Source organism: Streptomyces sp. NPDC059816, from assembly GCF_042732055.1.
GTDB lineage: Bacteria > Actinomycetota > Actinomycetes > Streptomycetales > Streptomycetaceae > Streptomyces.
On the sequence record NZ_JBHWIQ010000027.1, the window covers coordinates 80636 to 94707 of the forward strand.

At 70.4% G+C, this 14072-nt stretch carries 13 protein-coding genes; 7 read left to right on the forward strand and 6 right to left on the reverse strand.

The features are described 5' to 3' along the window. Window positions 1–6 precede the first annotated feature (6 nt). The 4 genes from mqnC (at window position 7) to ACFV88_RS29225 (ending at window position 4328) form a co-directional block, all read left to right on the forward strand. Window positions 7–1206 carry a cyclic dehypoxanthinyl futalosine synthase gene (mqnC, locus tag ACFV88_RS29210; RefSeq protein ID WP_385494975.1) on the forward strand — a complete coding sequence of 400 codons (1200 nt, stop codon included), beginning with the start codon at window positions 7–9 and terminating at the stop codon, window positions 1204–1206. Window positions 1207–1213: 7 nt separating this feature from the next. Further along, window positions 1214–1681 (forward strand): hypothetical protein, encoded by a 468-nt coding sequence (locus ACFV88_RS29215; protein ID WP_385494976.1) that lies wholly within the window; start codon window positions 1214–1216, stop codon window positions 1679–1681. A 45-nt stretch (window positions 1682–1726) separates the two neighbouring features. Then, on the forward strand, window positions 1727–2422 hold the full coding sequence (locus ACFV88_RS29220) for a demethylmenaquinone methyltransferase (RefSeq protein ID WP_385494977.1): 696 nt from the start codon (window positions 1727–1729) through the stop codon (window positions 2420–2422). A 184-nt stretch (window positions 2423–2606) separates the two neighbouring features. Beyond that, entirely contained in the window at window positions 2607–4328 is a 1722-nt protein-coding gene (locus ACFV88_RS29225) for a zinc ribbon domain-containing protein (protein ID WP_385494978.1), read from the forward strand. Window positions 4329–4873: 545 nt separating this feature from the next. Here ACFV88_RS29225 and ACFV88_RS29230 read toward each other — a convergent pair. Both ACFV88_RS29230 and ACFV88_RS29235 read right to left on the reverse strand, forming a co-directional pair. Further along, window positions 4874–5194, reverse strand: a complete 321-nt coding sequence (locus ACFV88_RS29230; protein WP_385494979.1) for a PASTA domain-containing protein — start codon at window positions 5192–5194, stop codon at window positions 4874–4876. A gap of 157 nt (window positions 5195–5351) precedes the next feature. Next, window positions 5352–5912: a GNAT family N-acetyltransferase gene (locus ACFV88_RS29235; protein WP_385494981.1), complete on the reverse strand. Its 561-nt coding sequence runs from the start codon at window positions 5910–5912 to the stop codon at window positions 5352–5354. A gap of 100 nt (window positions 5913–6012) precedes the next feature. Here ACFV88_RS29235 and ACFV88_RS29240 point away from each other — a divergent pair, with 100 nt between their 5' ends. Next, complete coding sequence (locus ACFV88_RS29240; RefSeq protein WP_385494982.1) at window positions 6013–7296, forward strand: geranylgeranyl reductase family protein; 1284 nt, start codon at window positions 6013–6015, stop codon at window positions 7294–7296. Between the two features lie 68 nt (window positions 7297–7364). Here ACFV88_RS29240 and ACFV88_RS29245 read toward each other — a convergent pair whose 3' ends face one another. The 3 genes from ACFV88_RS29245 to tgmA are packed head-to-tail and all read right to left on the reverse strand — an operon-like array spanning window position 7365 to window position 9819. Beyond that, complete coding sequence (locus ACFV88_RS29245) at window positions 7365–8543, reverse strand: methyltransferase domain-containing protein (RefSeq protein ID WP_385494983.1); 1179 nt, start codon at window positions 8541–8543, stop codon at window positions 7365–7367. Continuing rightward, the gene (locus ACFV88_RS29250; RefSeq protein WP_385494984.1) at window positions 8540–9508 is read right to left on the reverse strand and encodes an MvdC/MvdD family ATP grasp protein; all 969 of its coding nucleotides are present in this window, start codon (window positions 9506–9508) and stop codon (window positions 8540–8542) included. The genes ACFV88_RS29245 and ACFV88_RS29250 overlap by 4 nt, the downstream gene beginning before the upstream one ends. Window positions 9509–9540: 32 nt before the next feature. After that, window positions 9541–9819: a putative ATP-grasp-modified RiPP gene (gene tgmA / locus ACFV88_RS29255; protein WP_385494985.1), complete on the reverse strand. Its 279-nt coding sequence runs from the start codon at window positions 9817–9819 to the stop codon at window positions 9541–9543. 240 nt (window positions 9820–10059) lie between these two features. On the opposite strand from tgmA, the gene ACFV88_RS29260 reads away from it, so the two are divergent. After that, window positions 10060–11448, forward strand: a complete 1389-nt coding sequence (locus tag ACFV88_RS29260; protein ID WP_385494986.1) for a tetratricopeptide repeat protein — start codon at window positions 10060–10062, stop codon at window positions 11446–11448. A 124-nt stretch (window positions 11449–11572) separates the two neighbouring features. On the opposite strand, the gene ACFV88_RS29265 is transcribed toward ACFV88_RS29260, so the two are convergent. Continuing rightward, window positions 11573–12508 (reverse strand): C40 family peptidase, encoded by a 936-nt coding sequence (locus tag ACFV88_RS29265; RefSeq protein ID WP_385494987.1) that lies wholly within the window; start codon window positions 12506–12508, stop codon window positions 11573–11575. 1170 nt (window positions 12509–13678) lie between these two features. Here ACFV88_RS29265 and ACFV88_RS29270 point away from each other — a divergent pair. Further along, on the forward strand, window positions 13679–14038 hold the full coding sequence (locus ACFV88_RS29270) for an NADH-quinone oxidoreductase subunit A (protein WP_073792966.1): 360 nt from the start codon (window positions 13679–13681) through the stop codon (window positions 14036–14038). The last annotated feature ends 34 nt before the right edge of the window (window positions 14039–14072 follow it).

The window sequence follows — 14072 nt, forward strand, 5'->3', positions numbered from 1 at the left end:
CGCCCGGTGACCGAGAAGGCCGGCCTCCAGCCCATCCTCGACCGTGCCGCCGCGGGTGGCCGGATCACCCCCGAGGAAGCCCTCGACCTGTACCGGGACGCGCCGCTGCACGCCCTGGGCTCCGCCGCCGACGCCGCCCGCCGGCTGCGGTACGCGGGGACCGAGCACATCGCGACGTACATCATCGAGCGGAACATCAACTACACCAACGTGTGCGTGACGGCGTGCAAGTTCTGCGCCTTCTACGCGGCCCCCAAGGACAAGAAGAAGGGCTGGACGCGCGAGCTCGACGACATCCTGCGCCGCTGCGCCGAGACCGTCGAACTCGGCGGCACCCAGATCATGTTCCAGGGCGGCCACCACCCCGACTACGGCGTCGAGTACTACGAGGAGCACTTCGCCGCGATCAAGGGGGCGTTCCCGCAGCTCGTCATCCACTCCCTCGGGGCCTCCGAGGTCGATCACATGGCGCGGATCTCCAAGGTCTCCGTGGAGGAGGCCGTCACCCGCATCCACGCGGCCGGGCTCGACTCGTTCGCCGGGGCCGGCGCGGAGCTGCTGCCGGCCCGCCCGCGCAAGGCCATCGCCCCGCTCAAGGAGAGCGGCGAGCGCTGGTTGGAGATCATGGAGACGGCGCACGGCCTGGGCGTCGAGTCCACGTCCACCATGCTCATGGGGACCGGCGAGACCAACGCCGAGCGCATCGAGCACCTGCGGATGATCCGGGACGTCCAGGACCGGACGGGCGGCTTCCGCGCCTTCATCCCGTACACGTACCAGCCGGAGAACAACCACCTCAAGGGCCGTACGCAGGCCACCCTCTTCGAGTACCTGCGCATGATCGCGATCGCCCGGCTCTTCTTCGACAACGTTGCGCACATCCAGGGCTCCTGGCTGACCACGGGCAAGGAGGTCGGACAACTCTCCCTGCACTACGGCGCGGACGACCTCGGGTCGATCATGCTGGAGGAGAACGTCGTCTCCTCGGCCGGGGCCAAGCACCGGTCCAACCGGCTGGAGATCATCGACCTGATCCGCAAGGCCGGGCGGGTCCCCGCGCAGCGGGCCACCACGTACGAGCACCTGGTGGTGCACGACGACCCGGCGAACGACCCGGTGGACGAGCGGGTGCAGTCGCACATCTCCTCCACCGCGATCGCCGGGGGCACCGCGCACCCCGAACTCAAGCTCCTCAGCAGCAACTGACCCGCCGGTGCTGACCCTCCACACCGGCCGGGAACTGGTCCTCGACTGGGACGGCGGCCCGTCGGTGCCGCACGGCGCGGTCGCCGTACGAGGGGACCGGATCGCCGCGATCGGCGCGCTCGACGTCCTGCGGGAGCGGTTCCCCACCGCCCGGGTGCGGTCCTGGCCCGGGGTGCTCGGCCCCGGGCGGGTGCACGACGGCGCACTGCCCGGGGCGCCCTCGCCCCGGGAGCGGGTGCACGCGGTCCTCACCACGGGCGGCGTGGCCGTGGTGGCCGGCCACCTCACCGATCCGGCCCTGCGGTCCGCGGCCGAGCGGGCCGGGGTCCTCGTCCGCCCCGACGGACGGCCGCTGGCGCTCGCCGAGTCGGCCCGCGCGGACCTCGCGGCCTTCGACGGCGACCCGCGCGCGGGCGCCCCGGGCGAATGCCTCGTCACCGTCTGCGCCGGCCGCATCGTGCACCGCCGCCGATAGCGCCCCCGCCCCTGGCGGGCGGCGGGGGGCTGCGACAATGGGGGGGTGACCCGCGCATCCCTGGACAAGCAGCCGCACGACGTCGCCTCGATGTTCGACGACGTCGCGGAACGCTACGACCTCACCAATGACGTGCTGTCCCTCGGACAGGACCGGATCTGGCGCCGCGAGGTCGCCAAGGCGGTGGACGCCCGGCCCGCGCAGAAGGTCCTGGACCTCGCCGCCGGAACCGCCACCTCCTCCCTCCCGTTCGTCCGCGCCGGCGCCTACGTCGTGCCCTGCGACTTCTCCCTCGGCATGCTCAAGGTCGGCAAGCGGCGCAACCCCTGGCTGCCGCTCACGGCGGGCGACGCGACCCGACTGCCGTTCAAGGACGACACCTTCGACGCGGTCACCATCTCCTTCGGGCTGCGCAACGTCCACGGCACCGAGCGGGCGCTGCGCGAGATGCTGCGCGTCACCCGGCCCGGCGGACGCGTCGTCATCTGCGAGTTCTCCCACCCCACCTGGGCCCCGCTGCGCACCGCCTACAGCGAGTACCTGATGCGCGCCCTGCCGCCGGTGGCCCGCGCGGTGTCCTCGAACCCCGAGGCGTACGTGTACCTCGCCGAGTCCATCCGCGACTGGCCGGACCAGCCCCGGTTGGCCGCGATGTTGCAGGATGCGGGCTGGTCGCGGGTCGCCTGGCGGAACCTGTCGGGCGGGATCGTGACCCTGCACCGGGGCTTCAAACAGGGCTGAGCCCCCTCGGTCGCGCCCCGCTGCGGGACGGGTGCCGTCCACTCCCGGTCGAATCGGACCAACTTCCTTGCGCAGATGTCTGGATGACGGGAACCGGCGGCATCGAAGATGTGTCCGTTGACTACGTGATCGCGCCCCGTAGCGGGTGTCTCACTCCCGGTCCCGGACGACGGAGCGTGCCCTGATGGTGTCGTACTGCCCGTACTGCGGAACACCTGCTCCCGAAGAGGGGCGCTTCTGCATGAGCTGCGGGCGGGAACGCCCGCTCGTGCCCGACCCCCCGACGGCGCCACCCGCGCCCCAGGCCCCGCCGGTGCCGACCGGACCGCCCACCGGCCAGGTGTCGACGGCGAAGGTCCCGCCCGCGCCGCCCGGCTCCCCACCCTCACCCACCCCGCCCCCACCGGCCCCCGGCCAGGCCGTCGGGGAGCCCGAACTCATCGCCTCCAGCGCACCGCCGCCGCCTCCCGTCGGACCGGTCCCCCCGGCCGCACCGGGGTTCACCGCCTACCCGCCCGGTCACGTACTGCCGCCGCCCCCGGCCCCGCCGTCCAGCACGGGCTCGTTCCTGCGGCGGGCGTTCGGCGGAGACTGGGGCGGGGCGCTCCAGGCCGCCGTGTGGCCGCTGGTGCTCCTGGTGGCGGTCACCTTCGCGCTCGCCGCGCCCACCTACGGTCAGGACACGTCCGACCCGGATGCCGTGGGCTTCGGCGACCGCTTCCAGGTCAGCCTCGGCATGGTGCTCCAGTCGGTGGGCGGGGACGTCACGTTCCAGGAGTCCCGACCGGAGGGCGACGAATACGGCGACGACTACGGGGACGACTACGGGGACGACTACGGCGACACGTACGGATCGGACTCCTCGGCGCTCGGCGGCGCGGACGGCACGGACGGCGAGAAGGTCGAGATATCACTGGTCCCGTTCACCGTCACGGCCCTGTGGCTGCTCGCCCTCTACGGCGGGCTGCGGGGCCTGCGCACCCGGACACGGCAACGGTCCGCCCTCGGCTTCCCGGTCTCCGGCGCCGCGGCGGACCCCTGGGCGACGGCCACGCCGTGGGCCCGGGGCGCCACCTCCGGGCTCGAAGCGGCCGTGCGGGTCAGCGTGCTCGTCACCGGCGGGGTGCTGGTGCTGGCCCTGTTCGCCCGGCCCTCCATCAAGAACGTCGAGATGTCCGGGGCGCTGTGGGCGGTCCCGGGCGCGCTGCTGCTGAGCGCCGTGCTGTCGGCGGTCGTCCTCGGCCGTGACGAACACGCCGGCTGGCTCGCCGCCCGGCCGGGCCTCCTGCGGCTCACCCAGGCGTTCGGCACCGCCCTGCGGGCGATGGGCTTCGCCCTGGGCCTGTGCGCCGTGATCCTGCTCGTCGTCTACCTGCAACACGACGAGTTCGAGGACGGCGGTTCGCTGGGCGGCGACTACTCCTCGTACCCCGTCGCCCTGTTCCTGCTGCTGAACTTCGCGGTGTCCGGGCTCGGTTTCTCCTGGGGCGCCGCCACCGGGGTGGAGGCCGGCAGCGGCGGGAGCCGGGAGCGCGAGACCTTCGGCCTGTCCGAACTCGGCGACGCGGTCGGTGGGTGGGCGGTCGCCGGTTCGCTCACGGCTGGCGCGGTGTGCGCGGTGTTCCTGGGCGTCCTCGCGGCCCGTCGCCACCCGGGGACCGCGGACCGGGTGCTGGCGGGCGCGCTGTTCCTGGGGCTGTTCCTGGTCCTGGTGGCGATCGGCAGCTACGGGATGGAGCAGCAGGTTCCCGCCGGCAGCTACGGGTCCTTCGGGGGCACGGAGATCGGCACTCAGGTGGCGGACGCGCTGCTCTTCGGGCTCCTTTGGGTCGCCGGGGGCATCCTGGTGGGTGCGTTGCTGGTCCGGATGGTTTCCCCTCCGGCGGTGCGGCCACCTCAGCGGTAACGGTGCGTGTGCCGTTCGCGCAGTTCCCCGCGCCCCTATCGGGTGCGTTCCCGTGGGCGTGCGCGGTTCCTGGGCGGGTGCGTTCCGGTGTCCGTACGCGGTTCCTGGGCGGGTGCGCTGCGGGGTTGCGCAGTTCCCCGCGCCCCTATCGGGGCACGCCTGTGGCCCAGTGGCATCGGAAGGCGCCCCGTCAGGGGCGCGGGGAACTGCGCGAAACCACAGCGCACCTGTGCAGGGCAGCGAAGCTCGGGCGGGTCGCACCCGATCAGGGGGCGCGGGGAACTGCGCGAACCGCACAGCGCACCCGCCCAGGAACCGCGCACGAGCACTGGATCGCACCCGATCAGGGGCGCGGGGAACTGCGCGAAACGGCAGCGCACCCGCACAGCCCCGCGGACCTCGGGCGGGTCGCACCGTAAGGGGCGCGGGGAACTGCGCGAACCGCACAGCGCACGCGGACTGAACCGCGTACGAGCACCGGATCGCACCCGCCCAGGGGCACCGCACAGCGCAGCGCACCGCACACAAGGAACCCCACGCGGAGGCTACGAGCCGCAGGGCGCCCGCTCCCGACCCACCCCGTCCGGCGCGGGCCCAGACCGCCGAGGCTCCCGCACCCCCGAGCCACCGTCCCCCTCCCCGGGCCCCAGATCGAACCAGACGGTGACCGTGGCGCCCCGCGGCACCTCGACCCCGGCCGCGGGGTACTGCCGCACCACGTAGTCGACGACGGCGTGCTGCAGATCGGGCCGGTCAGGCGCGGTGAGCAGCACTCCGTGCGCCTGCGCGGCGGCCTTCGCGTCCACGGCCATCAGACCGACGAGCCGGGGGACCCGTACGTCATGTGTTCTGGGTGCAAAGCGCACAAACTCACCCCCAGTGGTACCGAAAAGGGTAGCTCCGACACCGGCCCGCCCGGAAGCGCCGCGACCCCGCGTACGCGGAGCGTGATGACCGTCCTACGGGAGCGTGCTCATCAGGGCGCGCCCCCGGCACCGTCCACACGCCCCGTGGGCACCGGGCCTACAGGTCGAGCCGGAAGCAGTACGCCAGCCGTCCGCCCGGGGTGGTGAACTCCTCCGACCGTTCCATGCCCAGCCGTTCGGTCACCGCGAGCGAGCGGGCGTTGTGGGAGTCCACCATCGCCACCACGTGACGCACCCCGGCGCCGCGCACCGCGTCGAGCCCGGCGAGCGCCGCCGCGGTCGCGTACCCGCGCCCCCAGTGCGCGCGCCCCAGCCGCCAGCCGATCTCCATCTCGCCCACCGGCCCCCAGTCCCGCGGCCAGGGCTGCGCGCCGGCGAACCCGAGCACCTCACCGCCACTGCCACCGCCACCTTCACCGGTCACCGTCCAGAGACAGAAGCCGAGTTCCGCGTGGTGACGCCGCTGCCTGGCGGTCAACTCCTCGTACGCGGACGGCTCCGCCGACGTCCCGCCGAGGAAGTGCATCACCTCCGGGTCGTCGAACACCCGGTGCCAGTGGTGGGCGTCCTCGTGGGTGGGCACCCGCAGACCGACCGCGGGGAGCGGCACGGCGGACGACACGGCGGACGGGACGGCGGGGCGTACGGGTTGACTCACTGGGCGGCCCTTCGGCTGGCTGGTCGGTTCCGCCTCTTAGACTGCACGTGTCCCGTGCCGGTCGGCACGTAGAAATCCACGTCCTTGGGGAGAACCCGCCGTGACCGAGCCCCTCTCCGAACACCGCGCAGATGTGATCGTCGTCGGGGCCGGACCGGCCGGTTCGACGACCGCGTACTACCTGGCCAAGGCGGGCCTGGACGTACTGCTGCTGGAGAAGACCGCCTTCCCGCGGGAGAAGGTCTGCGGCGACGGCCTCACCCCGCGCGCCACCAAACAGCTCGTCGCGATGGGCATCGACATCTCCGAGGAGGCGGGGTGGCTGCGCAACAAGGGTCTGCGGATCATCAGCGGCGGCACCCGACTCCAGCTGGATTGGCCGGAACTCGCCAGCTTCCCTGACTACGGACTGGTCCGCAAACGCGACGACTTCGACGAGCAACTCGCCCAGCAGGCCCAGAAGGCGGGCGCCCGGCTCTACGAACGCTGCAACGTCGGCGCACCCGTCACCGACCCCCGCACCGGCCGGATCACGGGTGTCGAGGCCAAGCTCGGTGACGAGAAGACGCCCGTCACCTTCCACGCCCCGGTCGTGGTCGCCGCGGACGGCAACTCCACCCGGCTGTCGCTGGCGATGGGGCTGCACCGGCGCGAGGACCGTCCGATGGGCGTCGCCGTGCGCACCTACTTCACCTCGCCCCGCCACGACGACGACTACCTGGAGTCCTGGCTGGAGCTGTGGGACCGGCGCGGCCCGGTGGACAAGCTGCTGCCCGGCTACGGCTGGGTCTTCGGCATGGGCGACGGCACGTCCAACGTCGGTCTCGGCGTCCTCAACACCACCGCCTCGTTCAAGGAGCTCGACTGGCGCGAGGTGCTGAAGGCGTGGTGCGCCTCGATGCCCGAGGAGTGGGGCTACACCGAGGAGAACATGACGACCCCGATCCGGGGCGCCGCGCTGCCGATGGCGTTCAATCGCCAACCCCACTACACGCGGGGGCTGCTGCTCGTCGGTGACGCGGGCGGGCTGGTCAACCCGTTCAACGGCGAGGGCATTGCGTACGCCATGGAGTCCGGGCAGATCGCGGCCGAGGTCATCGTCCAGGCCAACGCCCGTACGACGCCGGCGCAACGCGAACTCGCGCTCCAGCGGTACCCGAAGGTCCTCAAGGACACGTACGGCGGCTACTACAACCTCGGCCGCGCCTTCGTGAAGCTGATCGGGAACCCGAAGATCATGAAGCTCGCGAGCGAGCGCGGCCTCACGCATCCGGTGCTGATGCGCTTCACCCTCAAGATGCTCGCCAACCTCACCGACCCCACGGGGGGCGATGCGATGGACCGCATCATCAACGGCCTCACCAAGGTCACCCCCCGCGCCTGACCCGGCCACGCGAAAGGGGGCGGTCACCCTGGGAAGCGGTGACCGCCCCCTTTCGCGTACCGGCGCGCTCAGAGTGCCCAGGACCTTGCGGCGGGCTCGGCGCGGCTTAGGGTGTGGGCGCCGTCGGCGGTGACGGCGAGGGTGTACGCGCCGAGGTGCGGGCGCCCTGCGGCCAGCCACTGGGTGGTGAGGGCCAAGCGCTCGGTCACCAGGTCCCGTGGGCCGCCGTACTCGACGAGGGCACGGGCTCCGGCCCGGGGGGTGATCCTGGCCCACGATCCGGATTCCGGGTGGACCAGGCCGTGCATGGTGTCACCTTCGGGGTCAAGGGTCATGGCGAGGACGTCGTGCTGGAGCATCCCGATCTCCAGCGCGGGACGATGGACGAACTCCCCGAAGAACGCCTTCACCCTGTCCACCATCTCGTCGTGCTCGTCGTCGTCCGGCACAGGAACGTCCATGGTCCGTGCGACGCCTTTCCCGTTCACGACCAGGCCAGTGAACTCTGGTGCGGTAGGGGCGACATGATCGGCGGTGGGGCGGGCACGCATGAAGGATGCCTCGTCGGGGAGGAAGCCACCCCGTGCGGTCCCGTCCCCGTCCACTACGAGACGGATGATCCCGTCGCCGATGTTCGTCACGATGACTCCTCCCGGACGCACCTGACGGACCCACGCGGCCGGAACGCGGTCCACTCCGCAGGTCGCCAGGACACCGTCATACCGCGCCCCGGTGGTGTACGCACGGGTGCCGTCGCTGGTGACCACGAGTGGCGTGTAGCCGATGACGGCGAGGCGTTCGCGAGCCGTCGCCGTCAGATCGGGGTCAACATCGATCGTGGTGACGTTCTCGCTGCCCAGGCGGTGGCAGAGCAACGCGGAGTTGTAGCCGGTGCCCGTACCGATTTCGAGGACCTGGGCACCGTCGGCCACGGTGAACGCCTCCAGCATCCTCGCCATCAGGGACGGGGTGCTGGACGAGCTGACCGGAGTCCCGGCCTCGTCCCGGCGAGTCACCAAGGTGTCATCGGAGTAGACGACAGCGAGGTATCCGGCGTCTTTGGCCCCGAAGGACCTGAGCTCACCGCCGGATCGCACGGAGAAACGGGGGACGAAGGCTTCGCGGGACACGGCGGCGAACGCCTTGTGCCAAGGCGAGGTGTGGCTGAGGGCGCCACCGCTGGTGAGGCTGTCGGCGAGCCGTCGCCGGAGGTCGGCCGCCTCGTCGTGCGGGGTGGTCGTGGTCATGGGTTCACGGCTCCTTCGAGGAGGTCGGCGAGGGCCCGCGTGATCGGTTCGCGCAGGTGGGGGATGAAGCCGAACTGACCGTTCGGATTGATGTCGACGGCGTTCCACACGCCGTCCGGACCAACGACGAAGTCCATGGCGACGTACCGGAGGCCGAAGGCACCCATGAGGGCCCGGACACCCCGCCGCACGTTCGGAGGGACATCGATCTCGCTGTAGGTGAGGGAGTCGTAGTCGCGACGGAAGTCGATCCGGGACGCTTCCGACCCGGCGTGGATCGCCCCGGCGAAGAGTTCGGGGCCCACGGCCGTCAGGCGGACCTCGAAGGACTTGTCGATCCACTCCTGGAGCAGGTGGGCAGTGCGTCCGAGGTCGTCGGTGATGTCATCGGAGGTGATCCGGGACGTCCACAGGGCGTACCGCTGCCCCGCGTGGGTGCTCGCACCGACATGCCCCAACGCCTTGTAGGCCGCTTGCTTCCCGGGAAGATCAGTGATGAAGTCCCGCGCCTCCTGCGGATCGTTGGTGATCAGCGTGCGCGGCACGGTGAGCCCGCAGGCGGACGCCGTCTTCAGCGCGAGCGGGGCGACACCGGCTCGCGCGTTGTCATGGGGGTGGTTGACCCATGTGCAGTCCAGGGAGGTGAGTACGCCGCCGATGCCGGCGCGCGCCTCTGCCCGCGCCCACTGCGCGTCCTGCCCGGACAGACCCGGGTGCAGCCGGAAGCCGTTGGGGCGCCGGTAGTACACAGCCGTGACCTCTTCGAGGCGAAGGCCCCGGCGCTGGCCCCGCCACGATGTCTCCCAGTGGGACAGGCCGGGCTCGATACGGGCGGTGAACCCGGCGGACTCGGGGAAGTCACCCGGGTCCATGCGGTACACGGGCACATCTCGGTCGGCGAGTTCGGTGATCACACCGTCCGACACCGAGTCGTGCAGGCGGCGGGTCAGCACCAGGACCGTCATCTCGGAACTCTCCTCTCAGCGCGGGCGCCGACTCAGTCGGTGTCGTTCTCGTTGTCCGTGAAGAGCTGCATGTCCACCCGTGTCTGGCTGACGGTCTGCCGCTCGGTCTTCGCCGACGGGGCATGTGGGAGCCCGTCGGAGGTGACCATGACTTGACGCTCCTCGGAGTAGGTGACGGTCGTGTCCGGCACTGTCGGCGTCCCGGTCACGACCGGCAGGGCGAGGGTGAGCCCGAACGGCCGGACCGTGCCCGTGGACGGGCCCTCACTTACCAGGGGCGTCTTGGGAAACATGGGGGGTACGAGAGTCACAGCGATCTCCTTCTCAAGTCGAAGCCGATGGGCACTCCGCTCCTGAGCACAGAGCGGAAGCGGTGTGCTCCGGGGGCGCCCACGAGGGCAAGCTGCGAGGCGGGGCGGCGCATCAGAGCATCCGCCTCACTCCGCCCCCGGAGCACTCCCAGTTAACCTGCCGATACGCAGAGTGCGCATGGGTCGGGTGGTGTAAGAACCTGAAAGACCTGAATCTTGCGCGAGACCAGGGAGAAAGCCATGCCAACACGCTTGCCGAACACGGCACTTGCCGCTCTCCTGCGAGAGTCCGACTGGACGAACAGGGAGTTCGTCAGCGCGATCAACCGGATCGGAATCGAGTTGGGCATCAGGCTCCGCTACGACGAGACCGCCGTGTCGCACTGGCTCCACGACGGCACCGTTCCACGAGTGAAGGCGCACCTGGCGATCTGTGAAGCACTGGCGCGCCGACTCGGCCGCCCCATCACCGTGACCCAGGCGGGTATCGGCACGGTCCCTGCCGTGGCGGCCACGTCGGGGGACACTGTCTCTGGACTGATCGAACTGGGGAGCTCAGACATGGACCCTTCACGGCGTGCGCTCATCGGCGGCACCGCAGGACTGTTCTCGGCCGCCTTGCCCATTCCCGGATACGACGATCTGGCTGACCGATTCGACACCTTCACGATCAACCCACGGATGCGGATCGGCCGTGCCGATGTGACCGCTGTGACGACGGTGACCGCCGAACTGATCGCCATGGACGATCAGTTCGGCGGCCGTCATGCCCGGCCCATGGCTGCCGCTTTCCTGGTGAACACCATCGCGCCCTACCTCCAGGCCGACGCCGCCCCCGACGTCGCGCGCTCCATGCTGTCCGCTGCGGCCGACCACGCGTATCTGACGGGCTGGATGGCCATGGACGAACGCGAGGACGGCATCGCCCAGAGCTACTTCGTGAAGGCCCTCGAACTGGCGGGTGGCGCCGAGGACCAGCTCAGGTACAGCAGGGTCTTGCGGGGCATGAGTGTCCACGCCATCGACCTGGGGCACACCGGTCTCGCGGTGCGCACGGCGAACGCCGCCGCCGGCGCCCTGCCCAAAGCGGACCCCCGCTTCGAAGCCTTCCTCGCAGGACAACAGGCGCACGTCGCAGCTGCCAGCGACGACAAGGCGGGCGCCCTGACGAGCATCCGCCGTGCTGAGGCCGCGGTGGCGCGAGCCGAGGACGAAGGCGACACCTTCGGCTCCTACACCCCTTCGGCTCTGCGCTACCACATCAGCGAGGTACGAGCCCATCTCGGAGACCTCGACGGATCCATCCGCGAAATGGAGCGGGCACAGCGGACTAGGGCCCCTGCGCTGCGGCGCACCCGCGTCCGCTACAGCGCCCTCTTGGCCGAACGGAAACTCCGCGTCGGACGGCTGGAAGAAGCCTGCCGGTCCTGGCACGCCATGCTGGACGACTACCCGTATGTCCAGTCCGGGCGTTGCGACGACCGGTTCACCGCCATGATGTCGGCACTGCGCCCGCACAGGAACAACACTCACGCACGTCTCGTCCTCGACCGGGCGCGGGAGGTGAGGGGCAAGCTGCCCCCGCGCCCCACCCGGCTGACCGCTGCCCGGGAGCATCGGACCAGGTGAGCGGAGCGTCCAGCCGCCGTACGCCGGGGTTGCGCTCGCCCCGGCCTGAACCGCCACGTGCAAGGGGGCCGTCACCCCGGGAGGATGACGGCCCCCTTGCACGTGGCGGGGTAGCGGGTGACGCTCAGAGCACGCGGATCGCACCGTCGGCGGGGTAGCCCGACAGGTCCTGGATGACGACGCCCTTCGCGGGGTTCGCCGCGTCCAGGTACTGGCCGTTACCGATGTAGACGCCCGTGTGGTACGCCGAGCCGGCACCGCCCCAGTAGAGGATGTCGCCGACCTGGAGGTTCGACGTGCCGACCTGGGTGCCGGCCGTCGACTGCTGCTGCGAGGTGCGCGGCAGGTTGATGTTGGCCTGCTTGAAGGCGGCCTGGACGAGGCCCGAGCAGTCCCAGGAGCTGGGGCCCGTGGCACCCATGACGTAGGCGTCGCCCACCTGCGCCTTGAGGAAGGCGATGACGGCGTTCAGATTGCCGCTGGACGGGGTGGCGGTGCCCTGCTGGTTGCCGCTGGAGGACGAGTTGCCCGAGTCGGCGGAGCCGGAGGAGTTGCCCGAGCCGGCGGAACCGGACGAACCGGCGGAACCGGACGAGCCGCCGGCGGCGGGGGCCGAAGCGGTGGCGAGCGTGGTGCGCTCGTCGGAGGTGCGGGAGGCGCGCTCCTCGGCCTTGCGCTCGGCCTCGGCGGCGGCGCGCTCCTCGGCCTTCTTGGCCTCGGCCTTGCGGACGGCCTCGTCGCGGTCCTTCTTCGCCTGCTTGGCGGCCTTCTGGGTGGCCGCGTCGCGCTCGGCCTCGACCTGCTCCTGCTGGGCCTGGAGTTCGTAGGTCGCGGCGGTGAGCTGGGTGGCGCTCGCCGAACGGGCGACCTGCACGGACAGGTCGGAGGAGAGCGTGGGGAGTTCGATGGTCTCGGTCACGGGCTCGGCGGCGGACGCCGATCCGGCCGAACCGGCCACCGCGAGGGTGCTGAGCACGCCACCGGCCACTCCGGCGCGCAGCTTCGTGGCGTTGCCGCGGCGGGGCTTCCGGTGGCTGGGTATGTGAGCGGTGTGGGACATGCTCCACCGCTATCAGGGGGTCACCGTTACCTTCAAGAAACGTGGCCTGCGCCACAGTTGCGCCACCGCTGCCGTGAATCCCGGGCGTGTCGACCTTTATTGACGCCGTAACGGACAATGCGGGCGTTGGTGATCATGCCTGTGATCACACGGTTTCTTGTTTACGTCCGAATTGCCCCGCGCTTACCACTGGTTACGGAGGATGGCCAAGCCCGGTAAGTCACACGGAACGTGTCGTGTGACGGAGGTCACATATGGGGGCTCCCGCCGTGCTTACGGACGGCTTCCCGCGGCTCGATCGGGTCGACGCCTCCCCTTGTTCCCATCCTTGCACACCGAGGCGGCTCCGTCGCTGTGCGTCGTCGTCGCCCTCCGTCGCCGCCCGCTGTCGCTGGGTGCCCGGCGGGTGGGTGAGCGGTGTCCGACGGATGTGCGGTGGGTTCCGTCGGCTGGCGTCGGGGTGTCGTCGCGGGGTGTGGGTGTCGAGTGGTCGCCGTCGTCACGCCGGCCGTCCCGAAGGTTGCGATTCGAGGCGATCGTCCCGGTCACATCATCTCTGTGATGGATGTGGCGTGAGGGGCGTTCTGGGGCGGCTGAATCGTCGCCGCTCGTGAACGGGGGCGCGTAGTGGCGCCCGGCGGGCGGGTGTTCACATCGCGTTCACAGAGCCGGCTCGGAAGGGGGCGGATGTGAACGCGACTCCACTATCAAGGCATTGCGTCCAGCGCGAATTTGCCTGAACGGTGCATCGCTTGATAGTGCAAACCCCGTTTCACCTGCGCCGACGAGTCAACTTGTCACGTCTCGTGACCGCACCGCCGCTTCGCGTACGAAGATCACCGCTCATCCGACTTGATGATCCTTCGCCGGGTGGTGGAGATCACAAAGCTGATCAAGACCCCCGTGTCGCAGATCACAGACCCGCAGGCATAGGATGCACCGCAGTTGGGCTTGTGACCTGCTTCACATGAACGCGATCTTGGTAGGCGCTCCAGGAGTGACCTGGGGGGCATCCCGAGGTGGCAGAGGCTCATGAGGCCTACGGGACGGGAGAGTTCCGCAGGGCTCGTGAGGCGCATGGGGCGGGTGACGGGTTCGAAGCCTCCCCGGCCCCGTGGTCGCGGGGGGACCGCCGAAGCAGTCAATGCCGACTGAGAGGAGCGAGGAGCGGTGAACGCATATGCGCCCATCCTCGTACTGGGAGCCCTCGGGGCAGGCTTTGCGATCTTCTCCGTGGTCATGGCCACGCTTATCGGTCCAAAGCGATACAACCGGGCGAAGCTCGAAGCGTACGAATGCGGTATCGAACCGACACCGACGCCAGCGGGCGGCGGGCGGTTCCCGATCAAGTACTACCTGACGGCGATGCTCTTCATCATCTTCGACATCGAGATCGTCTTCCTGTACCCGTGGGCCGTCAGCTTCGACGCCCTGGGTCTTTTCGGGCTCGTGGAGATGTTGCTCTTCGTGCTCACCGTCTTCGTCGCCTACGCGTACGTGTGGCGGCGCGGCGGCCTGGAATGGGACTGAAACCCGCGAGGGACAGAAGGGTCTAGGAGCCACC

Excerpts from the sequence above, each read along its gene's own strand:
- ACFV88_RS29225 (WP_385494978.1), top strand. The coding sequence starts at position 2,607 with ATGGTGTCGTACTGCCCGTACTGCGGAACACCTGCTCCCGAAGAGGGG.
- ACFV88_RS29245 (WP_385494983.1), bottom strand. The coding sequence starts at position 8,543 with ATGACCACGACCACCCCGCACGACGAGGCGGCCGACCTCCGGCGACGG.
- ACFV88_RS29250 (WP_385494984.1), bottom strand. The coding sequence starts at position 9,508 with ATGACGGTCCTGGTGCTGACCCGCCGCCTGCACGACTCGGTGTCGGAC.
- ACFV88_RS29260 (WP_385494986.1), top strand. The coding sequence starts at position 10,060 with ATGCCAACACGCTTGCCGAACACGGCACTTGCCGCTCTCCTGCGAGAG.
- ACFV88_RS29265 (WP_385494987.1), bottom strand. The coding sequence starts at position 12,508 with ATGTCCCACACCGCTCACATACCCAGCCACCGGAAGCCCCGCCGCGGC.